The organism is Streptomyces sp. NPDC091387, assembly GCF_044756945.1.
Lineage (GTDB): Bacteria > Actinomycetota > Actinomycetes > Streptomycetales > Streptomycetaceae > Streptomyces.
On the sequence record NZ_JBIVTZ010000028.1, the window covers coordinates 1 to 22,747 of the forward strand.

Sequence of the window (22,747 nt, forward strand, 5' to 3'; positions counted from 1 at the left end):
TCCAACGTCAGGTCATCGGCGAAATGCCGGTCACCGGTCGCGTCGGGCACGTACTTCACACAGACAACGATCCTCAAGCTCACGCCGGCTCTCCTCACTGATGCGGTTCGTGTGCCGACCCTATGGCACTCAGTACCCTGAGTAAAGGTACCAAGTGCCGGATATCCGCTTCTGGTGCTACGTTTCCGCCATGACTGAGGACCGCGGACCAGCCAAGAAGCCGCCTATGCGTGACGTGCTTGCCGAGGCGGCCTTCGGGCTCTTCATGGAGCGCGGGTTCGAGCGGACCACGGTGGACGACATCGTCGCCAGGGCGGGGGTGGGGCGTCGTTCGTTCTTCCGCTACTTCCCGTCGAAGGAGGACGCCGTCTTCCCCGATCACGAGCGTTGCCTCGCGGACATGACCGCGTTCCTGGAGGCCGCCGGTGACGGCGATCCGGTGGACACGGTGTGCGACGCGGCCCGCCTCGTGCTGCGGATGTACGCCGTCAACCCGGAGTTCTCCGTACAGCGTTACCGGCTCACCCGGGAGGTGCCCGGTCTGCGCACCTATGAGCTCTCCGTCGTGCGTCGCTACGAGCGGACCCTCGCCGGATACCTGGAACGACGCGGCGCCGGCACCCGGGACGCCGCGCTCCGCGCGGAGGTGATCGCCGCCTCGGTGGTCGCGGCGCACAACAACGGCCTCCGGTCCTGGCTGCGTTCGGGCGGTGAGGGCGATGCCGGGGCCGAGGTGGACCGGGCGCTCGAACTCGTCCGCACGGTGTGGGGCCGGGCGGCCGGGCTGCCCGCCGTGAGCGCCCGCGAGGACGAGGTGATCGTGATGGTCGCGGCGAAGGGCGCCCCCATGTGGCGCGTGGTGCAGCGCATCGAATCGGCTCTCGGCAAGGACTGAGCCGTCGGCCGGAGGCGCTTCCGAGGCGCTTCCGGAGTCTGTTCGTGAGCAGTTCGAGGGCGCGTCGAGGACCCTTTCAGGGCGCTTCCCGAACTTTCGGCACTCAGTACCTTTACGTGCTGGCACTAAGTGCCATACGGTGCCGGTGTGCCGTCGCCGGAGGTGCGGCGCACCGAGTCGAGCGCGGGAGGCCGAGACGTGTTCAGTACCGGAACCGATGTGGGGCGGACAGCCGGCGACGCGGCGGAGCCGCACACCGTGGCGGGGCTGGCCTACCAGGTGTGCCGATGGTGCGGCACCGCCTCCTTCCGCAAACTCCTCTGCCCCGTCTGCGCGTCGAGCGACCTCGAACCGGAACGCAGCGATGGTCACGGCGTCGTCGTGCGGTCCAGTGTGGTGAACCGCTATTCGCGGGTCATGCGGAACGAGTCCCTGGTCCGCTTCCCCGAAGGCTTCGTGTACCGGTGCCGGATCGTGGGCGCGGCGCCCCATCTCGTGAGCGTCGGCGACCGGGTCCGTCCCGTCGGCGGCGCGACCTCCGAGGCGGGCGAGGTGGTCCTCGAACTGTGCGATCCGCCCCTCACGGCCAACTGGTACTGACGCGAACCGGGCCGCGCCGAGGACCGGCCGCGGAGCGGAGTCGCCCCCTCCGGTCCGCCGGGCCGGAGCCTCAGGCGGCCGGCAGCGTCTGATCCGTCGGTGCGATCCGGATGACGTGCTTGCCCCGGACGCCGCCGTCCTCAAGTGCCCGGTGCGCGGCCGCGACGTCCGCGAGGGGATGGACGGTGTCCACGACGGCGCGGATCTCGCCGGCCTCCGCGTACCGCGCCACCCGGGCGAGCAGTTCGGTGTCCGGGTTGCCGCTGAAGAAGCGCACCCGCCGGGAGCCGTGGACGGCCGAGGCGAGGAGGTAGGAGAGGGACGGGAGCAGGTGCTCCATGTCGAAGGCCACGGCGACCATGCGCCCGCCCGGGGCCAGGAGCCGCCGGTACGCGCGGTGCTGGGTGCCCACCGTGTCCAGGACGACATCGAACGCGCCCAGTTCGGCGGGGCCGGTCGTGCGGTAGTCGAAGGCCTCGTCGGCGCCCAGGCCACGGACGAAGTCGAGGTTCTTCGCACCCGCGAGCGCGGTGACATGGGCGCCGAGCGCCTTGCCGACCTGTACCGCGACGCTGCCGACCCCGCCGCTCCCGCCGCGCACCAGAAGCCGTTCACCGGGCCTGAGGCCCGACTCGGCGGTCAGGGCGGTCAGGCTCGTCGTCCCGCCGGCCAGCAGGGAGACGGCCTGTTCGGGCGTCAGGTTCTCCGGGGCGGGCGAGACGTTCCGCCGGGGGACGGCGACGTAATCCGCCGCACTGCCCAGTCGTCGCGGCAGAACGCCCCACACCCGCTCACCCACCCGCACCCCGGCCACCGACGGTCCCAGGGCGGCGACCTCGCCCGCGAAGTCGATCCCGGTGCGCTGGGGGAAGCGGCGACCCGTCACCAGCCGCACCTTCCCGGCCCGGCCGTACAGCTCACCGCCGTTGACCCCGACCGCGTGGACGCGGACCAGTACCTCGTCGGGCTTGATGTCCGGCACGGGCACCCGGCCCACGTACAGGACCTCCGGGGGGCCGTACCGGTCGTAGAGGGCCGCGCGCATCTCGTCCACGTTCTCGTCCTGCTCTTTCTCGGGAGCCGTGAGCGGAACAGCTTCTCCGCTTCCTCCTCCTCAAGCTAACAGCCTAAGTGGATGGCACCTTCCACTTACCGTAAAGTGAGAGACATGCCTGCTCAGCCCTCTCGGAAGCGCCCCGCACCGGCCGCTGGATCGATGCCGCCCGCATCGTCGGCCGGGCTGCGGGCCGACGCCCGGCACAACCGTGACCGCATCCTCGAAGCCGCCCGGGAGGCCTACGCCGCCCATGGCATCGACGTGCCCGTCACCACGATCGCCCGCCGGGCCGGCGTCGGGGTCGCCACCCTGTACCGGCGCTTCCCCACCAGGGACGCACTCGTCACGGAGGCGTTCTCCGAGCAGCTCGCCCTGTGCGTCGCGGTCCTCGACGAGGCGCTGCGGGATCCCGATCCCTGGCGCGGCTTCTGCTCCCTCATCGAGAAGGTGTGTGCGATGCAGGCCACCGACCGGGGCTTCACGGCCGCGTTCCTCTCCCGGTTCCCCGACGCCGTCGACTTCGGCGGCCAACGCGCCTGCGCCGAGGAGGGCATCGCCCAACTGATCCGCCGGGCCCAGGACTCGGGGCAGCTCCGCGCCGACTTCGACCCCAGCGACGTCACGCTCCTGCTGCTGGCGAACAGCGGTGTCGCCGGAGAGGCCCCGGAGGTCTCGGCGGTCGCGTCCCGGCGACTGACCGGCTACCTGCTCCAGTCCTTCCGGGCCGACCGGGCGGCCCCCCTGCCGCCGCCGGCCCCGCTGGAGCTGCGCCGCGTCCACCAGCTCCCTCAAGGTCCGTGAGCGGAGGTCAGCACGCCTCGATCGCGTCACGGACCGCCGCGCTGCCAAGTCATCCGATGAGCTCGCGTACCACCCTTCTCCCGGCGGGTTCGCGCCGCTACCATCGGGACGCGAATGGGAGCGCTCCCACATCCGTACCCGCCCCGTACCGCCGCTGTCGGCGGTCTCGTTCGGAGAGGACGCTTCCGTGCGCTCAAGCGCCAGACCCCTGGCCGCCCTGTTGGCGGCACTCACTCTCACCGCCGGGTTGTCCGCCGCCGGCGCTCCCGCATCGGCACGCCCCGCCGACGTCGCCCACGCCGCCGAAGCATCCGATGTGTCCCTGGCCGCGGACACATATGACTGGAAGAACGTGCGCATCGACGGTGGCGGCTTCGTGCCCGGCATCGTCTTCAACCGGTCGGAGAAGAACCTCGCCTACGCGCGCACCGACATCGGCGGCGCCTACCGCTGGGACCAGTCCGGCAAGCGGTGGACGCCGCTGCTCGACTGGGTGGACTGGGACCGCTGGGGCTGGTCCGGGGTGGCGAGCCTGGCCTCCGACTCGGCCGACCCGGACAACGTGTACGCGGCCGTGGGGACGTACACCAACAGCTGGGACCCGGCCAACGGCGCGGTCCTGCGCTCCTCGGACCGGGGCGCCAGCTGGAAGGCGAGCACGCTCCCGTTCAAGCTCAGCGGCAATATGCCGGGCCGCGGGATGGGGGAGCGCCTCGCCGTCGATCCGAACAGGAACTCCGTGCTGTACCTGGGCGCTCCCAGCGGCAACGGCCTGTGGCGGTCAACCGATTCGGGCGTGACCTGGTCGGAGGTGACGGCCTTCCCGAACCCCGGCAACTACTCTCAGGACCCTTCCGACACCAGCGGATACGGCAACGACAACCAGGGCATCGTCTGGGTGACCTTCGACGAGCGCACCGGCAGCGCGGGCAGCGCGACCCGGGACATCTACGTCGGGGTGGCCGACAAGGACAACACCGTCTACCGCTCCACCGACGGCGGGGCCACCTGGTCGCGCATCGCGGGCCAGCCGACCGGATACCTGGCCCACAAGGGAGTGCTCGACTCCTCCGGCGGCTATCTGTATCTGACGCTCAGCGACACCGGCGGCCCCTACGACGGTGGCAAGGGCCGGATCTGGCGGTACGCCACGGCGACCGGTGAGTGGAAGGACGTCAGTCCGGTCGCGGAGGCCGACACGTACTACGGATTCAGCGGGCTGTCCGTGGACCGGCAGCAGCCCGGCACCCTGATGGCGACCGCGTACAGCTCCTGGTGGCCGGACACCCAGATCTTCCGTTCCACGGACAGCGGGGCGACCTGGACACAGGCCTGGGACTACAGCGGTTACCCGGACCGCACCAGCCGCTTCACCCAGGACGTCTCCTCCGTGCCCTGGCTCACCTGGGGAGCCAGTCCGGCACCCCCGGAGACCACGCCCAAGCTGGGCTGGATGACGGAGGCGCTGGAGATCGACCCGTTCGACTCCAACCGGATGATGTATGGAACCGGCGCGACGATCTACGGCACAGAGAACCTCAGGAACTGGGACTCCGGCAGCCGGTTCAGGATCACCCCGATGGTGAAGGGACTGGAGGAGACGGCCGTCAACGACCTGGCGAGCCCGCCCTCGGGAGCCCCGCTGCTCAGCGCGCTCGGTGACGTCGGAGGCTTCCGGCACACCGATCTCGACACGGTGCCGGACATGATGTTCACCTCGCCGAACCTCACCTCGACCACGAGTCTGGACTTCGCGGAGGCGAGCCCCGGCACCGTCGTACGGGTCGGGAACGCGGACGCCGCCCCGCACATCGGCTTCTCCACGGACAACGGGGCCAACTGGTTCCAGGGCTCGGAGCCCTCCGGGGTGACCGGCGGTGGCACGGTGGCCGCGGCGGCCGACGCGAGCGGCTTCGTGTGGAGCCCGGAGGGCGCGGGAGTGCAGCACACCACCGGGTACGGGAGTGCGTGGTCGGCGTCCACCGGGATACCGGCGGGGGCGACGGTCGAGTCCGACCGGAAGAACCCGAAGAAGTTCTACGGGTACGCGGCCGGCACCTTCTACGTCTCGACGGACGGCGGCGCCACGTTCACCGCGAAGACGTCGAGCGGCCTGCCCGCGGAGGGCGACGTCCGCTTCAAGGCGGTGCCGGGCACCGAAGGCGATGTGTGGCTCGCGGGCGGCAGCGCGACCGGTACGTACGGGCTGTGGCACTCCACCGACTCGGGGGCGACGTTCACCAGGCTGTCCGGGGTCGAGCAGGCGGACTCCGTCGGCTTCGGCAAGGCGGCCGCGGGCGCCTCGTACCAGACGCTCTTCATCACCGCCAAGATCGGCGAGGTACGTGGCGTCTTCCGTTCCACGGACGCCGGTACCAGCTGGACCCGGATCAACGACGACGCCCACCAGTGGGGTTGGACCGGCGCGGCCATCACCGGCGACCCGAGGGTCTACGGGCGGGTGTACGTCTCGACCAACGGGCGCGGAATCATGTACGGGGACTCCTCGGACGGCGACGGCGGCGGCACGGACCCCGGTACGGACCCGGGGAATCCGCCGGAGGGCGCGGCCTGCTCGGTGACGTACAAGGTCACCAACCAGTGGGCCGACGGCTTCCAGGCCGACGTGACCCTCGCCAACACCGGGAGCACGGCCCTGGACGGCTGGAAGCTCGGCTGGACCTTCCCGGACGGTCAGCGGATCACGCAGATGTGGAACGCGGTCTCCGGGCAGGAAGGGCCGAAGGCGACGGCCGCCAACGTCTCCTGGAACGGGAAGGTGGCGGCCGGTGCGTCGGCGGGCTTCGGCTTCACCGGCAGCCTGTCGGGCGGCAACGGCAGACCGACCGCGTTCGCTCTGGGGGGCGAGGCCTGCACGGGCGGTTGACGCCTGAGGCCCCACGGCTGACGGGCAGTGGGCGGTGGCGGGCGGACCGGGCCGACGGGCCGCCGCACCACCGCCCACAGCCCCGTTCCGATCCGCTACGTCCGCGTCCGCGGGCACGGGCGGGGCCGGGTGAACACGGGCTCACTGGCCCCGTACAGGTTCGTCGGCCATACTGCCCGCCGTGGAGCAGCGCATAGATCCGAAGACTCAGCCCGCGTACGCCGCAGGGACAGACCCGGCGTACATCCCTGGTCTCACGGCCCCCCGAGCCACCGGAAAGGCGGACGAGGAGCCGGAGCGGACCGAGGAGCCGGCACCCGAGGACATGGCGTCCGACGGTGCCGGGCCCAACGATGCCGCAGTGGAGGCCGTGTCCGAGGACGCGGAGCCCGACGGCGAGGCCGTCGCCGACGCGGCGGACGACGAGGAGGAGGACGAGAAGGGGAGCAAGGACGGGGACGGTCCCGCGTTCGCGGTGAGCGACCGCCGCGGCTCGATCACCGCGGACCGCGAGGGCATCCGGTTCACGCTGGACGACCAGGAGGCCGACTTCCGCTGGGACGAGATCGGCGCGGTAGAACTGAAGCCGGCGCGGTTCGGCCGCCGGTTCACGATCACGGTCCACATGTCGACCATGCGTTGGTTCAACGCGGAGGTCGAGGCGGCGGCCAGGAGCAGCCTCAAGGAGTGGACGGAAGGCTTCGACGCGGTGCTGGACGCCTACTTCGAGGAGTCCTGACCGCTGGGGCCTCTCGTTTGGATCATGCCGTGCTCGCAGGGGTCAGACGGAGGGCCCTGGCCCACCTTGCCGTGTCCGCGCCGTGAAGGGCGTCGAGCACGGCACCCCGACTTCGCTGCCGTGCGCGGGTGCGGCGCGGAAGCCCGTCCAGGCATCCGCGCCGGCACCCGGTCCGGCGTGCACGCTGCTCGCGACGCCGTCCGGCACGGGCTCAGGCGTCGGCCAGCACCACGGAACGCGTCAGGTGGCGCGGGCTGTCCGGGTCCAGGCCGCGGGCGGCGGCGCGGGCGATGGCCAGGCGCTGGACGCGGACCAGCTCGGCCAGCGGGTCGAGCCCGCTCTCGACCCAGCGGGCACCGGTCGCCAGGACCTGCTCCCGCAGGCCCTCGGGGGCGGTGCCGAACATCCAGGTCGCGGTGCCCGTGGTGGCGATGCTGATGGGGCCGTGGCGGTACTCCATCGCGGCGTACGCCTCCGTCCAGGACAGCGAGGCCTCCTTCATCTTCAGCGCGGCCTCGTTGGCGAGACCGGCCGTCCAGCCGCGGCCGAGGAAGGTGAACTGGGTGCAGTCCAGAAGACCTTCGGGCAGCGGCTCGGCCAGCGCGGTCTCCGCGTCGCGGACCACGGCGTCGGTGTGCAGACCGAGGTGGGCGCGGAGCAGTGTCAGCAGCGTGGTGGCGAACCGGGTCTGCACGACGGACTGCTCGTCGGCGAAGTCGAGGACCACGACCGCGTCCGCGGACGTCATCACCGGGGTCTCCGGATCGGCGGTGATGGCCACCGTCGGGGTCACCCCGCGCAGCCGGTCGAGGAGTGCGAGCACCTCGGTCGTGGTGCCGGAGCGGGTGAGGGCGACGACCCGGTCGTAGCGGCGGCCGGACGGGAACTCCGAGGCGGCGAAGGCATCGGACTCGCCCTGTCCGGACTCCTCACGGAGCGCGGCGTATGCCTGAGCCATGTAGAACGAGGTGCCGCAGCCGACGACGGCGATGCGCTCGCCGGTCGCGGGCAGTGCGTCCGCCTGGCTCTGCGCCAGCTCCGCGGCACGACGCCAGCAGTCCGGCTGACTGGCTGTCTCGATCTCGACAAATGACACTTTTGCACTCCGTACTGGTGATGGGATGCTCGTTAACGCACGATATACGGGATGTGCAAGCATTATCAAGCATTCTCCTTGCAGGTGACTTGACTCGCCGGAGCCTTGTGCGACGCTTGCGCGAGCCCGGTGACCGCGCCCAAGGGGATGGGTGTCCGCAGCCCGGACTGTAAGGAGAGTTCACGTGTCCAGGGATTCCCGGTGGAACGCACTGCTGGAGCTCGTCGGTAAGCATGGCCGGGTGGACGTCGAGGACGCCGCCAGGACACTGGATGTCTCGGCCGCGACCATCCGCCGCGATCTGGACCAGCTCGCCGAGCAGCAGCTGCTCACCCGCACGCGGGGCGGCGCGGTCGCGCACGGTGTCAGCTACGAGCTGGCGCTGCGCTACAAGACGGGGCGCAACGCCCCGGAGAAGCAAGCCATCGGCCGCGCCGTCGCCGAACTGGTCGCGGTCGGCGAGGTGGTGGGGCTGACCGGCGGCACCACCATCACCGAGGTGGCCCGCTCGCTCGCCGTACGCTCCGACCTCGTGGGGGACGGCGCCGCGGGGGTGGCCGGCCAGCCGACCCTGACGGTGGTCACCAACGCCCTCAACATCGCCAACGAGCTGGTGATCCGGCCGCAGATCAAGATCGTGGTGACCGGCGGGGTGGCCAGGCCGCAGTCGTACGAGCTGACGGGCCCGCTGGCCAGCGGTGTACTGGGCGAGATCACGCTGGATGTCGCCGTACTGGGCGTCAACGCCATCGACACCGAGCGCGGTGCGTACGTCCACCACGAGGGCGAGGCCAGCATCAACCGGCTGCTCGCCCAGCAGGCCCAGCGGGTGGTGGTGGCGGCCGACTCCTCGAAGATCGGCAAGCGGGCCTTCGCCCGGGTCTTCGATCTGGGGCTGGTCGACTTCCTGGTCACCGACAAGGGCATCACGCCCGAGGTGACGGCCCGCTTCACCGAGGCCGGCGTCACGGTCATCGCTGTCTGAGCTGTCTTAGCCGTCTGAGCTGTCCGAATCGTGTGAGCTGTCCGATTCGTCCGAGCGGCGGGTCGTCCACCCGGCGGGTGTGGCGGCCCGAGGTTCCGCGTACCAGCCTCGACCGTGCTCTGACGTGCCGGAATGTGCGCAGGTGCATGCATGATCAATCGCAACTGAGCGTTCAGTGGCCGGATCTGACGGGTTTGCGACGGTGTCGGTGGTCACCGCGCGGCCGTTCTGGGATGCTTCCGCGTGCAATTCGCACCCTCGCGTACCCGGCAACGCTGCTGGCAGCCGATTGTCCTGCCACTAAATGTTCGTTAGGTCTGTCAAATGAACAACTCTTGCCATCTCGGTGCGCCATCGTGAACTATGTGCGTGTTGCCGCGAAGGGGTAGGAGGTCGCACCCCTTCCGGGAGAAGCCGGATGCGGCGGCCGGCAGCACGCCTGCACGACCTGCGTCACCTGCATTACCTGCGCCACCCGTACAGACAGAGAAGGGACCCCCGTGTCAGACCTGCGACTCGGCGTCATCGGACTCGGCCTGCGCCGTTCCATCGCGATGTCCGCCCACCACCCCGGACAGGGTTCGGCGATCACCGCTGTCTGCGACCTCGACCCCGAGGTGCGCCGCCGTGAGGCCGAGCTGTTCGACACGGATGTCGCGGTCGAGGACTACAAGCTGCTCCTGGGCCGGGACGACCTCGACGCGGTGATCATCGCGACGCCGGACGACACCCACGAGGCCATCGCCATCGACGCGCTGCGGGCCGGCAAGGCCGTCTTCGTCGAGAAGCCGCTCGGGATCACCGTCGAGAGCTGCGACAACGTCCTGCACGCCGCGTACGAGACCGGGACCCGGCTCTACGTCGGCCACAACATGCGGCACATGGGTGTCGTACGGCTGATGCGCGACATCATCGCCCGCGGCGACATCGGCGAGCCCAAGGCCGTGTGGGTGCGGCACTTCGTCGGCTACGGCGGCGACTACTACTTCAAGGACTGGCACGCGGACCGGACCCGGACCACGGGGCTGCTCCTCCAGAAGGCCGCGCACGACATCGACGTGCTGCACTGGCTGGCCGGCGGCTACACCCGGCGCGTCAACGCGCTGGGCGACCTGCTCGTCTACGGTGACCTGCCGCGGCGGGAGCCGGACACCCCGCGCCCCGACAACTGGCTGCGTGAATTCGACTGGCCGCCGACAGCCCGCAAGGACCTGCACCACATCGTGGACGTCGAGGACGTCTCGGTGATGAACATGCAGCTCGACAACGGCGTCGTGGCCGCCTACCAGCAGTGCCACTTCACCCCGGACTACTGGCGCAACTACACCGTCATCGGCACCGAGGGGCGGCTGGAGAACTTCGGCGACAGCCCCGGTGACGAGGTCAAGGTCTGGAACACCGGCCCCAGCGGATACCGCGCCGACGCCGACATCACCTACCGGGTCCCGGAGGCCGGCGGCACGCACGGCGGCGGGGACACCCGGATCATGGAGGAGTTCTGCCGCTTCGTGCGCGACGGGGGTGTCACCGACACCTCGCCGGTCGCCGCCCGGATGAGCGTCGCCGCCGGTGTGCTCGCGACCCGCTCCCTGCGTGAGGGCGGTGCCCCGTACGACGTGCCCGCTCTCGACCCCGAGCTGGTGGCGTACTTCGAACGCGGTCAGGTCCGCACCTGAGGATCTGACCGGGAAAGGCCGGACAGGGCCTCGGCCCTGCCCGGCGGGTTTCACCGCAAGAGATGCACCGATCCGGTGCACGCACGGCAATGATCCCCGTTCCCCCCACCAGAAGCAGGTGCAACGCATGACCCTGCGCCACTTGTTAGGCACCGTCACCGCCACCGTCGCAGCAGCCGCTCTGGCCCTGCTCGGTACGGCGGCCCCCACTCAGGCCGCGGACCTCGGAACCACTCCCGGCACTTACACCAACTACTCCTTCTCCGGTGCGCCGAAGCTGACCGACGTCACCTGGTCCACCACCGTCCTTCACGATCCCGGATACCGGGCGAACGTCTTCTGGAGCCACCAGTTCGGCTTCGACCAGGGCAGCGGCGCGTACTTCGGGATGCAGTCCAACGGAGGGTCGAGCCGATTGCTCCTCTTCTCCGTCTGGGACGTCTCCGAGGCGAGGACCGGCTCGGCCGGGAGCTGGTGCCAGAACTTCGGCGGCGAGGGCGAGGGCATGAGCTGCCGGATGAACCTCGACTGGACGGCCGGCCACCGGTACACCTTCAAGGTGGCGGCCGAGGGTGACGGCTGGTTCGGCGCGACCGTCGCGGACACCGGCACGGGCGCCTCGTACAAGCTCGGCAGCATCAAGACCCCGGCCACCGCCATCTCCCCGTCGGGGATGGTCGACTGGACCGAGTACTTCGAGTGGAACAACCCCCGCTCGAACTGCTACGACCAGCCGTTCAGCGATGTCCGCTTCGGGGTGCCCACCGGCAACGGCGGCACGGTCACCGGCGCGGTCTCGGCCACCTCCAGCAGCGACAACGCCTGTGCGTCCATGACCCGGACCGATGTCGCCGCCGACTCCACGGTGCAGAACCTCGCCGTGGGCAACTCGGTTCGCGGCGCGGTGACGGGGCAGGGCGGAAAGTGTGTGGACGCCTTCGGGGGTGTCTCGGACGGTGTCGTCGCCGACCTCTACACCTGCTCGGGCGGCGCCAACCAGGCCTGGGTGAAGGCTGCCGACGGCTCACTGCGCCTGACGTCCGACTACTGCCTCACCGCGGAGGGCGCCGGCAACGGCGCCGCCGTACGGGTGCGTGACTGCGCCGGTACGGGCGCGGGCGGCGCGGTCACCGATCAGGCCAGACAGTGGACGTACAACAGCTCCACGCACGCACTCGTCAACAAGGCCTCCGGCCGCTGCCTCGACGTCCCGGGCGGCGACACCACGAACGGGACCGCGCTCGACCTGTGGGACTGCGGAGGCGGCGCCAACCAGCAGTGGAACGTGCCCGCGACCTTCTAGGTCCTGTCCGGCCGTGATTCGCCGGACAGCCCCTGGGACACCGCACGCCACAAGGCCCCCGGCAGGCCGTTTCCCACGGTCACGGCGGGGGTCTTGTGCTGTCTGTTTTCAGCCATGCTCGGTGGGTAATCGGCCTCTCCCGGTTTGACGTCAGGCTGTTCTGCGATGGTGACCTGGTGGCCGGCGATCGGACGGAATGTGCCGAACTGCCCGGATAGTTCCGCAAGGGAGGCGGCTCCGGCGCTCTCGTACGGTCACCGGTCCACCGCCCCGGAGGCGACAGGGAGGCGATTTCAAGCCAACGAGATCTCTTTGTGGCTGAGTTCGAACGCGCGACCGGAAAGCGGTCGGCATAATCGCGTCCATGTCGATCACGGGTGGAGACGTCGTTGACCTGGGCCGGAACCTGCACGCGTGGCTCCCGCCGAAACGGGGCTGGGGGCTGGCCAACTGCGGCCTCCTCGTCTCGCCCCGCGGCGCGCTCTGGATCGACACCCCGTACGACCCGGTGCTGGCGGGACAGTTCCTGGCCGAGAGCACGAAGCTGCTGCCCGACGGTGTCTCCATCGACCGGGTGATCGTCACGCACGCCAACGGCGACCACTTCTGGGGCGCGGGCGTGCTGCCGGACGCGGAGATCATCGCGACCCGCGAGGCCCGGGACCACATTCACTACGAGCCCACTCCGAAACAGCAGCACGCGCTCGTCAACGGCAGCGATCCGGCCGGACCGCTCGGCGCCTACCTCGGCCGCCACTTCGGCCCGTTCGACTGGTCGCAGACCGAACCGGTCCAGCCGACCACCTACTTCACCGGGGAGCTCGAACTGACCTTGGGGGAGTACCCCGTCCAGATCTCCGCCCTGCCGTCCGCGCACACCACAGGGGACCTGATCGTCCACCTGCCCGCCCAGAGCGCCGTGTTCAGCGGAGACATCATCTTCTCCTCGACCCTCCGGCAGCCGGGGGACCACCCGATCCACTGGGCGGGCCCGCTGAGCAACGTGATCGCCGCCTGCGAACAGGTGCTGGCCACCGGAGCCGAGACCGTCGTGCCGGGCCACGGACCGGTCCTGGACCGGGCCGGGGTACGCGACCACATCGTCTATCTGGAGTACGTACGGGAGCGCGCGCACGCCTTCCACTCCGCCGGGGTGCCCGCCCTGGAGGCGGCCCGCCGGGTGATCGGTGAGGGCCGCCACCCCGAACTGGGACTCCCCGAAAGGCTGGTGGTGACGATCGGCAGCGAGTACCGGCAGCTCGACGGCTCCGCACTGCCGGGTGTACTCCAGGTGATGACCGAGGTGGCCGTACTGGCACAGGAAGTGGAGCAGGCCCGTGAGCCCGCGGGCGCGGCGGAGTGACCGCCCGGCCCGCCGCACCGGCCGGGCCGTCCGCCTGATCCTCCGCCGCCGCCCCGGCCGGAGGACCGACCCGACGACAGAAATGCGGTAACGGCATGGGATGGATCGTGGCGGTGATCGCCGTCATGGCCGCCGTGGCTGCGGCGACGCGCTCGTACGGGTCCGCCCGTTCGGAACAGCTCGCCCTGGCCCACGCCGAGCTCACCGAACGGCAGATGAAGGCCGCGGAGGCCCGCACCGCCGCACTCGTCGACGAGATCCGGCAACTGGCCCACAAGCGGATACCGGCCGCCGCGGTCGCCCTCTCCCACCCCAGCGCCCAGGTTCCGGGACTGCGCGAGGCGGCCGAGGTGGACGGCGACGCCGCCCGGCTGCTCACCGAAGCCGTACAGGCCGCGCGCACCGCCGTCATCGAGGAGCGGCAGCGCGTCGACGCGGCCGCCCGCGCGGCGATGCGCGGCACCTCGGCCAAGATCCAGTCGCTGCTGAACCAGTCCCAGCAACTGCTGCACGAGCTCCAGCACGAGTACGACGACCCGCGCATCCTGCAACTGGACTTCCGCAACGAACTGGCTCTGCGCCGAACCCAGTCCACCGCCGTGCTGTGCGACGCCTGGCCCGGTCTCGCCCGGCAGAACTCCCCCCTCGTCGAGATCGTCCTCGGAGCCCAGTCCCGCGTCGCCGGCTACGAGCGGATCAAGGTGGCCAACCATCTGCGCGAGGAACGGCTCGCACTCGCCGCCAGGGCCGCCGAACCCCTCGCGATCGCCCTCGCCGAACTGCTGGCCAACGCCACCGCGTACTCGCACCCCGACACCGATGTGACGGTGACGCTCCAGCAGAGCGGCGGCCGGGGCGCGTTCCTGGTCGTCGACGACGCGGGCATCGGCATGGACGAGGACGCGCTCGACCGGGCCCGCGCTCTCCTGGCAGGCCCCTCAGAGGTGCTCCTCACCGAGCTGGGCGACCCGCCGCAGACCGGCTTCGCGGTCGTCGGCCGGCTCGTGGTGCAGTACGGCTTCCACTGCCACATCGAGGCCTCGCCGTTCGGCGGAATGCGGACGATCCTGCGGGTCCCCGCTCATCTGCTGACCGTGCTGAAGGAGGACCGGACCCTCTCCGCCCTGGCACCGACGCCCGTATCGGCGCACCCCGCCGCGGCGGAGCCGGACGCCCCCGCGCCGCCCGCGCAGGACCCGCCGCAGGCCGCCGCCCCCGCGGAGCCGGCCGGCCTGCCCAGCAGGCGCCGGCGCGCACCCAGACCGGCGGCGGTCGCGTCCACCGCACCCGCCGCCGCACCGGCCGCCGGACAGATGCCCCGTACACCGGAGCAGGCCGAGTCTTCCTGGGCGGCGCTCCAGCAGGGCACTCTCAACGGCAGGAGCGTCGCCGGGCGGGCCCCCGCCCCGGATTCGGACGGCCACGACCACCTGGGTGACCAGGACGACCAAGGAGACGACGAGACGTGAGCGCCCCCAGCCCCACCACCGGTGACCTCGCATGGGTGCTGAGCCCGCTGCTGGAACTGCCCGGAGTCCAGCATGCCGTGGTCGCCACCGGTGACGGCCTCATCGAGGGCGCCTCACCCGGCCTCGACCGGGCGTCCGGCGAACGGGTCGCCGCGATGACGGCGACCCTGCACGCCGCGGCCCGCGCCTTCACCACGGCGTTCACCGACGTCGAGGGCCCGAAACTGGCCCAGACGGTCGTCGAATCCGATCTGGGCTTCGCCGTCGTCGTACCGGCCGGGAACAACACCACGCTCGCCCTGTTCGCCGAACCCGGCGCCAAACTCGGCGACATCGCCTACCAGATGCAGGTGCAGGTCACCGCGCTGACCCGGGCGATGCACGCGCCCGCCCGCCAACCGGACACCGCCGCCCGACCATGAGCTCCGGACCGGGACGCCGTCTGATCCCCGCCTATCTGGTCACCGGCGGCCGGTCCCGGCCCGCCGGCCCCGCGCTCGACCGGCTCGCCGTGCTCGTACGCACCGACACGGCCCCGCCCTCCGACACCGGCTCGGAACAGCGCAGGCTGTGCGAACTGCTGGAACCGGGCGCACTCACCGTCGTCGAGTGCGCGGCCCATCTGGACCTGCCGGTCAGCGCCACCGTATTCCTGGCCGCGGATCTCGCGGCCGCCGGACTTCTGCTCACCCGACCGCCGATACCCAGTGCCGGGGAGATCGACCGGTCGCTCGTCGAGAGGCTGCTCGTTGGACTCCGCTCCCTCCACTGACCGGACCGGCGTCGGCTATCTGCCGACTGCCGCCCGGACCCTGATGAAGCTCGTCGTCACGGGTCCCTTCGGCGTGGGCAAGACGACCCTGATCCGTACGCTCTCGGAAATACCCACACTCCACACCGAGGAGGCGATGACCCAGTCCAGCACCCTGCTCGACGACACCGCCGGCCTCCCCGACAAGACGACGACCACGGTCGCCATCGACTTCGGACGTCTCACCGTCCTGGACGACCTGGTGCTCTACATGTTCGGCACGCCCGGCCAGCAGCGGTTCCTGCCGCTGTGGGAGGACATCGCACGCGGGGCGCTGGGCGCGCTCGTCCTGGTGGACACCCGACGGCTCGGCGACTCCTTCGCGGTCATGGACATGGTGGAGGAACAGGGGCTGCCGTACGCCGTCGCGGTCAACCGCTTCCCGGACGCGCCCGCCCACAGCGACGAGGTCCTGCGCAAACACCTCGACCTCGCCCCCGGAACCCCGCTGATCCAGTGCGATGCCCGGGAACGCCGCGGCAGCATCGACGCCCTGATCGCGCTGGCCGAACACGTGCTGACCCGAATGCCGCAACCCGAGGACCCGTCATGACCCTGTTCGTACAGCCGCCGCAGCCCCTCGCGCTGTACGGCCCCGACTTCGCGGCCGACCCGCACGGCCACTACCGCAGGCTGCGCGAAAACGGGCCCGTGGTACCGGTCCGGATCGCCCCCGACGTCGAGGCGATGCTCGTCACCGACTACCAGGCGGCCGTCGATCTGCTGCGCGACACCCACACCTTCAGCAAGGACCCCCGCGCCTGGCAGGCGACGGTCGCGCCGGACTCGCCGGTGCTCCCCGTGCTCGGACACCGCCCCACCGCGCTGTTCAGCGACGGCGACGAGCACGCCCGCTACCGCGACGCCATCAACGACACCCTGGCGCTGATCGAACCTCACATCCTGCGGGCGGAGGTGGCCAAGGTCGCCCAGCAGCTCATCGGCGAGTTCGCCGCCACCGGCACCGGCGATCTCATCGCCCAGTACGCCCGCCGGCTCCCGCTGCACGTCTTCATCACCTGGTTCGGCGTGGCCCCCGACGACGGCGAACGGATCGTCGACGGCATCGGCGGCATGATGAACTCGGCGCAGGGCGCCGCCGCCGCGTACGCCGACCTCGTCGATGTCGTCACCCGCCTCGTCGCCGACCGGCGCGCCCGCCCGCGCCGTGACCTCACCTCCTACTTCCTGGCCCACCCGGCCCGTCTCGACAACGACGAGACGGTGCGCCAGATCACCCTGGTGATGAGCGCGGGGCACGACCCCACGACCAACCTGATCGGCAACGCCACCCTGCACATGCTCACCGACGAGCGGTACGCGGGCTCGCTGCACGGGGGAGCGATGACCGCGCACGAGGCGATCAACGAGGTCCTGTGGCAGGACCCGCCGCTGGCCAACCTGGCCGCGCACTACCCGCGCCACGACACCGAGTTCCACGGCGTCCGGCTGCGCGCCGGACAACTGGTCCTGGTCTCCTTCGGGGCCGCCAACACCCAGTCCGCACCAGCAGCCCCGGACGCGGGGGCCCGCTCCGGGGCCAGCGCCCACCTCGCCTGGTCGGCGGGACCGCACCGCTGCCCCGCGAAGCAGCCCGCGCTGCTCATCGCGATGACCGCGATCGAGCAGCTCACCAGCCAGCTGTGCGATGCGGAACTGGCCGTTCCGGTGAGTGAACTGCTGTGGCGACCCGGCCCGTTCCACCGGGCCCTGGCACATCTCCCGGTACGTTTCACCCCCCTCGACATCAGGGCGACCGCCGACCCTGACGAGCGCTCCGCGACCGCGCCCGGCAGCACTTCCACGGTGTCGATCGGGTCCTGAGCCGTGTCGCTGGTAGGCCGAACGGGTGAGGGGCGAGAGAATTGCCCGATGAACAGTGAGCGCAGCCGGCGCAACGCCAACCGATGCACAGACGGGGTGGTCCGGTGAGTAGGTACGACAGGTATGACGTCACCGATGAGCAGTGGGAGGGACTGGCCCAGGTCGTACCGCTGCGCAGCCGCAACGAGTGGCCCTCCCGAGTGGACCACCGGACGGTTCCGGAGGAGCGGGAGAGCGCGGAACAGCGGCGCATGGTGGTGCTGCGGGTCCAGATCTTCGCGGACGCACGCGAGGTCGCCGAGTACCTGGTCGCGCAGATTCCGGTGCTGCTCGATCTGACCAGCGCCGAGTCCGATGTGGCCAAGCGGATCCTGGACTTCACCAGCGGGGTCGTCTTCGGGCTGGGCAGCGGAATGCACCGGGTGGACCGGAACGTCTTCCTGCTGTCACCCATCGGTATGGAGGTCGAGGGCGTGACGGCGGCGGGCTTGCCGGGGGCCTAGAAGGGCTGCCGCGAGGGCGTTGCGGGGCGGTCGCGCCTCCGGGCTACCCAGATCGGTGGCGCGGTATGCGGGCGGGCGACGGCTTACTTCGATCGAAGGACGGCCGATCCGGCGGAACGGTTCGCCGGGGAGTCGCCTGCGTACGGTCCGGGGCATGACCGCACCCCGCCCAGGCGCCCTTGCGCCCGATCCTGTTCGATCCGGGCCGTCAGACCGGACCGAGCCGTCGGACCGGACCGAGCCGTCGGGCCGGACCGAGCCGTCGGGCCGGACCGATTCCGTATCCGATGTCGGCCCCGGCCCCGGCCCAGTCTCCGGCCCAGTCCCTGGGCCGTGGGGTGACCCGGATTCCGCATCCGGCCCCGCTGTCGCCCTGGTCCCTGCCCTCGGCCCCGAATCCGCAGCCGACGGCGAGCCCCGGTCAGGGCGTTGGGCCGGGCCTGTCGTGACCGAGCTGCGGCTCTCCGCGTTCGCCGCGCACCGGGGCACGGTCGTGCCGCTGGCCCCGCTCACCCTCCTCGCCGGCCCCTCGGGCAGCGGCGCGTCGAGTGTGCTGCGCGCGTACGAGGCGCTGTCCCGGCTGGCCGCCGGGGCGTCGCTCGCCGAGGTGTTCCCCGATCCGGCGGGGTGCGTGCCCGAAGGGGCCGCACCCGACCGGCAGGGGCGGCGCGGGTTCCGGATCGGGTGCACGGCGGACGGCCCGGCCGGGCCGGTCCGGCTCGAACTCGCCGTCCAGGCGGAGCCGACCCTCCGGATCGTCGGCGAGCGGCTGACCCGGGCCGGGCAGACGCTGCTGAGCACCGCACTCCGCGATCCGGGGCGGCCGACGCTCCAGGCGGCCTGGCACACCGCGGACGAGCTCCCGGTGAGGCGGGAACAACTGCCGGACGACCGGCTGGGCACGGCGCTGCTGCCGCTGCGGGTCGCGGGCCGGACACCGGGCCAGCTACAAGTGCTGGCCGCCGCCGAACAGATGGTGGTGGCCCTGCGCCCGTCCTTCGCCTGCGAACCGCGGCCCCATCGGATGCGGACACCGGTGCCGCCGGGCGAGGGCCGGCTGCGCCGCGACTGCGGGAACCTCGCGGCGGTACTGCACGCCGCGCGCAACGGGCAGGGGAAGGGACAGGTCTACCGATACGGGCACGGGCGCCGCCATGCCCGGCTGGTCGCGCTGGCGAACGCCGGATGCGCGCGACCGGTGACCGGGATCGACGTCGAGCGGCCGGCGGACGGGCTGGTCCGCGCGGTCGTGGCCCGGGGCGACGGACCCGGCACCCCGCTGGAAAGGCTCGGGAACGGCGAACTCCGTTACCTGGCACTGGCCGTGGCGCTGCTCATGGGGCCGGGGGCGGATCCGGCGGACGGCGATTCAGAGGTGCCGCAGGCGCTGCAGACCCTGACCGTGCTGGCCGACGGGCTCGACCGTGACCTGGACGGACAGCAGACGCGGGAGCTGCTGACCGCGGCGGCCTCGGCGGCGGCCGCCGGCCACGTCCGGCTGCTCGGGACGGTGACGGAGGCGGGCGCGGCACGGGCCCGCGGGACGGCCGGGGCGGCGGTGGTAGACCTGGGGATGTGACAGAACTCGACGTACCCGCCCTGCAACGACGGCTCGCCGCATTCGCGGCCGCACGCGACTGGGAGCAGTACCACACCCCCAAGAATCTGGCGTCGGCGCTGAGCGTCGAGGCATCCGAACTCATGGAGATCTTCCAGTGGCTGACGCCGGAGCAGTCGTCGCGCGTCATGGACGATCCCGAGACCGCGCACCGGGTGTCGGACGAGGTCGCCGATGTCCTCGCGTATCTGCTGCAGTTCTGCGAGGTGCTGGGCATCGACGCGACGGCGGCGCTCGCGGCCAAGATCGAGCGGAATGAGGTGCGCTTCCCTGCCACAAAGGGTAGTGATACCCCCGATCGTCACTCTTTGGAGTGATCAAATTATTCACATTCGACAGGGTGTCCACAGATTTCCGAATTCCCCTGGCCTTTCGGTACCACCGCCCTCACTGTGGGTAATGGAATAGGTGAGCGGGTTTTCGTATCGAACGGGGGCAACACATGGAAGCGGAGCGGCTGGTAAGGGTCATCAGGCGGGCTCTGTCCCAGAGCAGGGGCACACCGGACATCATCGCGGAGGCCTGGCAGGCCCAGGCCCTGGCACAGGCGGTCGGCAGCCGGCTGGCGGCAAGCGGTCCCAAGGAGTTACGGGGCGAGGCGGGAGGTCTCAGCGAGATCGGCGGCAGAAGCAACGGGGCACTTGACCACCCGGCGGCGCGGGCCGGGGTGGCCAGGGCGACGCAGCTCTCCGAAGTCGCCGATCCGCGCGCCGCGCTGACGGGGCTGGGCGCGCTGCTCGGGGAAGTGGGGATAGCCCTCGTCGGGGTGGCCTGCGAGACCGATGAACAGAGCCTGTACTGGCAGTGCATGGAGGCGATCGACGCCGCCGACGAGTCGACGGACCGGGTCCACGGAATGCTCCGGCTGCTCGACGAACGGGACCGGGAGCGCCAGCAGGATCTGGAGCGCGGCAGGGAGCGGGACGGACCCCACGGTGTGCTCCACGGACCGGCGGGACCGGCCGCGGGGCGGCCCTGAGAGCCCGGCGCCCCGGATGCCCGGGATGCCCCGGGACACCGCGGCGGTGAAAGACGGCAGGAGAAGGACGCGCGGTGCCCGGGGGTGCAGGATGGATGCATGGATCTTCGAATCTTCACCGAGCCCCAGCAAGGGGCGAGCTACGACACCCTGCTCACCGTCGCCAAGGCGACCGAGGACCTCGGCTTCGATGCCTTCTACCGTTCCGACCACTATCTGCACATGGGAGGGGGAAACGGTCTCCCCGGCCCGACTGACGCCTGGATCACGCTGGCCGGGCTGGCGCGGGAGACGAAGCGGATCCGTCTCGGCACGCTGATGACCGCGGGAACCTTCCGGCTCCCCGGTGTGCTCGCCATCCAGGTGGCTCAGGTCGACCAGATGTCCGGCGGCCGTGTCGAACTTGGCCTGGGCGCGGGCTGGTTCGAGGACGAGCACAAGGCGTACGGCATCCCGTTCCCCCAGGAGAAGTTCGGCCGCCTGGAGGAGCAGCTCGCGATCATCACCGGGCTGTGGTCGACCGAGGTCGGCAAGACGTTCAGCTACGACGGCACGTACTACCAGCTCACCGACTCGCCCGCGCTGCCCAAGCCGGCGCAGGCCAAGGTGCCGGTACTGATCGGCGGGCACGGCGCGAAGCGCACACCGAGGCTGGCCGCCAAGTACGCCGACGAGTTCAACATCCCGTTCGCCTCGCTGGAGGACAGTGAGCAGCAGTTCGGCCGGGTCAGGGAAGCGGCCGAGGCGGCGGGCCGGGGGCCGGACGACCTGGTGTACTCCAACGCCCTGGTCGTCTGTGTCGGAAAGGACGACGCCGAGGTGGCGCGCCGGGCCGCCGTCATCGGTCGGGACGTGGCGGAGCTCAAGGCGAACGGCCTGGCGGGCTCGCCCGCCGAAGTGGTCGACAAGATCGGCCGGTTCGAGGCCATCGGGGCTTCGAGGATCTACCTCCAGGTGCTGGATCTCGACGACCTGGCTCACCTGGAACTGATCTCGTCGCAGGTCCAGTCCCAGCTGACCTGAGAGGGCCAGTCCCCTCTGACCTGCCCTGGCCTGCCCTGACTTGATCTGAGAGGAGAGGAGCACCTGTGCAGCCCGCCCGCGATTCCGGACGCGATTCCGGACGTGAGTCCGCCCGTGAGTCCGCCGGCGACTTCCGCGGCTCCGTCCGGCCCTTCGCCGGGACGCCGTCACGGTCCCCCGCGGCTGCCCTTGCGGCGGGGACGGTCCTGCTCGACGGCGGCCTCGCCTGCCAACTGGAGGCGCAGGGCTGCGATCTGTCCGACGCGCTGTGGTCCGCCCGGCTGCTCGCCGACGGGCCCGAGCAGATCGAGGCGGCGCACACGGCGTATGTGCGGGCGGGGGCGCAGGTGCTCATCACCGCCAGTTATCAGGCGAGTTTCGAAGGGTTCGGGCGGCGTGGGATCGGGAGGGCGGAGGCGGCCGCGCTGTTCGCCCGCAGTGTGGAGCTGGCCCGGCGGGCGGCCGGTTCGGTGGAGCGGGACGTGTGGGTCGCCGCCTCGGTCGGCCCGTACGGGGCGGTGACGGCGGACGGCGCAGAGTACCGGGGCCGGTACGGGCTCTCGGTCCGGGAGCTGGAACGCTTCCACCGGCCCCGGATCGAGGCGCTGGCCGCCGCCCGCCCCGACGCGCTGGCGCTGGAGACGGTGCCGGACAGCGATGAGGCGGAGGCGCTGCTGCGGGTCGCGGGGGAGTGCGGGCTGCCGGTCTGGCTCTCCTACACCGTGGGGGACGGGGAGACCCGGGCGGGACAGCCCCTGGAGGAGGCGTTCGGCCTCGCGGCGGGGCGGGACCAGGTGGTGGCGGTCGGGGTGAACTGCTGCGATCCGGCCGACGCGGACCGGGCCGTCCGGACGGCGGCGGAGGTGACCGGCAAGCCGGTCGTCGTCTATCCGAACAGCGGTGAACGCTGGGATGCCGGGAGACGTCGATGGGCCGGGGGCGCCACGTTCGATCCCGGCCGGGTCCGGGCCTGGCGGGCGGCCGGTGCGCGGCTGGTCGGCGGCTGCTGCCGGGTCGGTCCGGACACCATCGCTGAACTGGCCGCGCTGCTCGGAGCACCGGCGGCGAACCACACGGAAGGAGGGACGGAAGATCCGGCGACGGGCTGAAATTGCCTG

22 protein-coding genes and 1 pseudogene are annotated in these 22,747 nt (G+C 71.2%); 20 read left to right on the forward strand and 3 right to left on the reverse strand.

Translation table 11 applies throughout. The features are described 5' to 3' along the window. A pseudogene (locus ACIQM0_RS36265) lies at positions 1–83 on the reverse strand (electron transfer flavoprotein subunit beta); the annotation flags it as partial. A 107-nt stretch (positions 84–190) separates the two neighbouring features. Here ACIQM0_RS36265 and ACIQM0_RS36270 point away from each other — a divergent pair. Both ACIQM0_RS36270 and ACIQM0_RS36275 read left to right on the forward strand, forming a co-directional pair. Further along, the gene (locus tag ACIQM0_RS36270) at positions 191–895 is read left to right on the forward strand and encodes a TetR family transcriptional regulator (protein ID WP_385025911.1); all 705 of its coding nucleotides are present in this window, start codon (positions 191–193) and stop codon (positions 893–895) included. A 198-nt stretch (positions 896–1,093) separates the two neighbouring features. Continuing rightward, complete coding sequence (locus tag ACIQM0_RS36275) at positions 1,094–1,495, forward strand: Zn-ribbon domain-containing OB-fold protein (protein WP_401294957.1); 402 nt, start codon at positions 1,094–1,096, stop codon at positions 1,493–1,495. A 70-nt stretch (positions 1,496–1,565) separates the two neighbouring features. Here the strand turns inward: ACIQM0_RS36275 and ACIQM0_RS36280 are convergent, their stop codons facing one another. Beyond that, positions 1,566–2,540, reverse strand: coding sequence for an NAD(P)-dependent alcohol dehydrogenase (locus tag ACIQM0_RS36280; RefSeq protein WP_401295057.1), 975 nt, complete (start codon positions 2,538–2,540; stop codon positions 1,566–1,568). A gap of 123 nt (positions 2,541–2,663) precedes the next feature. Between ACIQM0_RS36280 and ACIQM0_RS36285 the strand changes: the two genes are divergently transcribed. From ACIQM0_RS36285 to ACIQM0_RS36295, 3 genes are all read left to right on the forward strand, one after another. Continuing rightward, positions 2,664–3,353 (forward strand): TetR/AcrR family transcriptional regulator, encoded by a 690-nt coding sequence (locus ACIQM0_RS36285; RefSeq protein WP_401294959.1) that lies wholly within the window; start codon positions 2,664–2,666, stop codon positions 3,351–3,353. A gap of 187 nt (positions 3,354–3,540) precedes the next feature. After that, complete coding sequence (locus ACIQM0_RS36290; protein ID WP_401294961.1) at positions 3,541–6,240, forward strand: cellulose binding domain-containing protein; 2,700 nt, start codon at positions 3,541–3,543, stop codon at positions 6,238–6,240. Positions 6,241–6,421: 181 nt separating this feature from the next. Continuing rightward, complete coding sequence (locus ACIQM0_RS36295; RefSeq protein WP_401294962.1) at positions 6,422–6,979, forward strand: hypothetical protein; 558 nt, start codon at positions 6,422–6,424, stop codon at positions 6,977–6,979. Between the two features lie 211 nt (positions 6,980–7,190). Here the strand turns inward: ACIQM0_RS36295 and ACIQM0_RS36300 are convergent, their stop codons facing one another. Next, on the reverse strand, positions 7,191–8,075 hold the full coding sequence (locus ACIQM0_RS36300; protein WP_401294964.1) for an SIS domain-containing protein: 885 nt from the start codon (positions 8,073–8,075) through the stop codon (positions 7,191–7,193). 184 nt (positions 8,076–8,259) lie between these two features. On the opposite strand from ACIQM0_RS36300, the gene ACIQM0_RS36305 reads away from it, so the two are divergent. The 15 genes from ACIQM0_RS36305 (at position 8,260) to mmuM (ending at position 22,738) form a co-directional block, all read left to right on the forward strand. Continuing rightward, positions 8,260–9,060, forward strand: coding sequence for a DeoR/GlpR family DNA-binding transcription regulator (locus ACIQM0_RS36305; RefSeq protein ID WP_385025929.1), 801 nt, complete (start codon positions 8,260–8,262; stop codon positions 9,058–9,060). A gap of 500 nt (positions 9,061–9,560) precedes the next feature. Continuing rightward, complete coding sequence (locus ACIQM0_RS36310; RefSeq protein WP_401294966.1) at positions 9,561–10,736, forward strand: Gfo/Idh/MocA family protein; 1,176 nt, start codon at positions 9,561–9,563, stop codon at positions 10,734–10,736. Between the two features lie 127 nt (positions 10,737–10,863). Next, the gene (locus ACIQM0_RS36315) at positions 10,864–12,039 is read left to right on the forward strand and encodes a ricin-type beta-trefoil lectin domain protein (RefSeq protein WP_401294968.1); all 1,176 of its coding nucleotides are present in this window, start codon (positions 10,864–10,866) and stop codon (positions 12,037–12,039) included. 364 nt (positions 12,040–12,403) lie between these two features. Beyond that, positions 12,404–13,402 carry an MBL fold metallo-hydrolase gene (locus tag ACIQM0_RS36320; RefSeq protein ID WP_401294970.1) on the forward strand — a complete coding sequence of 333 codons (999 nt, stop codon included), beginning with the start codon at positions 12,404–12,406 and terminating at the stop codon, positions 13,400–13,402. Between the two features lie 95 nt (positions 13,403–13,497). Next, entirely contained in the window at positions 13,498–14,871 is a 1,374-nt protein-coding gene (locus tag ACIQM0_RS36325) for an ATP-binding protein (RefSeq protein WP_401294972.1), read from the forward strand. Then, positions 14,868–15,293: a roadblock/LC7 domain-containing protein gene (locus ACIQM0_RS36330; RefSeq protein WP_363028602.1), complete on the forward strand. Its 426-nt coding sequence runs from the start codon at positions 14,868–14,870 to the stop codon at positions 15,291–15,293. Before ACIQM0_RS36325 ends, ACIQM0_RS36330 begins: the two co-directional genes overlap by 4 nt. Then, a complete protein-coding gene (locus tag ACIQM0_RS36335) occupies positions 15,290–15,643 on the forward strand; it encodes a DUF742 domain-containing protein (protein ID WP_401294974.1) in 354 nt (117 codons plus the stop codon). Before ACIQM0_RS36330 ends, ACIQM0_RS36335 begins: the two co-directional genes overlap by 4 nt. Then, complete coding sequence (locus ACIQM0_RS36340) at positions 15,621–16,235, forward strand: ATP/GTP-binding protein (RefSeq protein WP_363028598.1); 615 nt, start codon at positions 15,621–15,623, stop codon at positions 16,233–16,235. Before ACIQM0_RS36335 ends, ACIQM0_RS36340 begins: the two co-directional genes overlap by 23 nt. Next, complete coding sequence (locus ACIQM0_RS36345) at positions 16,232–17,506, forward strand: cytochrome P450 (RefSeq protein WP_401294976.1); 1,275 nt, start codon at positions 16,232–16,234, stop codon at positions 17,504–17,506. The genes ACIQM0_RS36340 and ACIQM0_RS36345 overlap by 4 nt, the downstream gene beginning before the upstream one ends. An 83-nt stretch (positions 17,507–17,589) precedes the next feature. Continuing rightward, positions 17,590–18,009: a cell division protein SepF gene (locus ACIQM0_RS36350; protein ID WP_401294978.1), complete on the forward strand. Its 420-nt coding sequence runs from the start codon at positions 17,590–17,592 to the stop codon at positions 18,007–18,009. A 445-nt stretch (positions 18,010–18,454) separates the two neighbouring features. Further along, entirely contained in the window at positions 18,455–19,588 is a 1,134-nt protein-coding gene (locus ACIQM0_RS36355) for an ATP-binding protein (RefSeq protein ID WP_401294980.1), read from the forward strand. After that, positions 19,585–19,944 (forward strand): nucleotide pyrophosphohydrolase, encoded by a 360-nt coding sequence (locus ACIQM0_RS36360; protein ID WP_401294982.1) that lies wholly within the window; start codon positions 19,585–19,587, stop codon positions 19,942–19,944. Before ACIQM0_RS36355 ends, ACIQM0_RS36360 begins: the two co-directional genes overlap by 4 nt. Before the next feature lie 125 nt (positions 19,945–20,069). Continuing rightward, positions 20,070–20,606 (forward strand): DUF6099 family protein, encoded by a 537-nt coding sequence (locus ACIQM0_RS36365; protein ID WP_363028590.1) that lies wholly within the window; start codon positions 20,070–20,072, stop codon positions 20,604–20,606. Positions 20,607–20,705: 99 nt separating this feature from the next. After that, entirely contained in the window at positions 20,706–21,629 is a 924-nt protein-coding gene (locus tag ACIQM0_RS36370; RefSeq protein WP_385025964.1) for an LLM class F420-dependent oxidoreductase, read from the forward strand. 206 nt (positions 21,630–21,835) lie between these two features. Next, positions 21,836–22,738, forward strand: coding sequence for a homocysteine S-methyltransferase (gene mmuM, locus ACIQM0_RS36375; protein WP_401295059.1), 903 nt, complete (start codon positions 21,836–21,838; stop codon positions 22,736–22,738). Positions 22,739–22,747: the final 9 nt, after the last annotated feature.

What these genes read in the sequence shown, in the direction of transcription:
- ACIQM0_RS36325 (WP_401294972.1), top strand. Translation starts at nt 13,498, where the DNA reads ATGGGATGGATCGTGGCGGTGATCGCCGTCATGGCCGCCGTGGCTGCG.
- ACIQM0_RS36350 (WP_401294978.1), top strand. Translation starts at nt 17,590, where the DNA reads ATGCACAGACGGGGTGGTCCGGTGAGTAGGTACGACAGGTATGACGTC.
- ACIQM0_RS36335 (WP_401294974.1), top strand. Translation starts at nt 15,290, where the DNA reads ATGAGCTCCGGACCGGGACGCCGTCTGATCCCCGCCTATCTGGTCACC.
- ACIQM0_RS36270 (WP_385025911.1), top strand. Translation starts at nt 191, where the DNA reads ATGACTGAGGACCGCGGACCAGCCAAGAAGCCGCCTATGCGTGACGTG.
- ACIQM0_RS36320 (WP_401294970.1), top strand. Translation starts at nt 12,404, where the DNA reads ATGTCGATCACGGGTGGAGACGTCGTTGACCTGGGCCGGAACCTGCAC.
- ACIQM0_RS36280 (WP_401295057.1), bottom strand. Translation starts at nt 2,540, where the DNA reads ATGCGCGCGGCCCTCTACGACCGGTACGGCCCCCCGGAGGTCCTGTAC.
- ACIQM0_RS36315 (WP_401294968.1), top strand. Translation starts at nt 10,864, where the DNA reads ATGACCCTGCGCCACTTGTTAGGCACCGTCACCGCCACCGTCGCAGCA.
- ACIQM0_RS36365 (WP_363028590.1), top strand. Translation starts at nt 20,070, where the DNA reads ATGGAAGCGGAGCGGCTGGTAAGGGTCATCAGGCGGGCTCTGTCCCAG.
- ACIQM0_RS36285 (WP_401294959.1), top strand. Translation starts at nt 2,664, where the DNA reads ATGCCTGCTCAGCCCTCTCGGAAGCGCCCCGCACCGGCCGCTGGATCG.
- ACIQM0_RS36345 (WP_401294976.1), top strand. Translation starts at nt 16,232, where the DNA reads ATGACCCTGTTCGTACAGCCGCCGCAGCCCCTCGCGCTGTACGGCCCC.
- ACIQM0_RS36370 (WP_385025964.1), top strand. Translation starts at nt 20,706, where the DNA reads ATGGATCTTCGAATCTTCACCGAGCCCCAGCAAGGGGCGAGCTACGAC.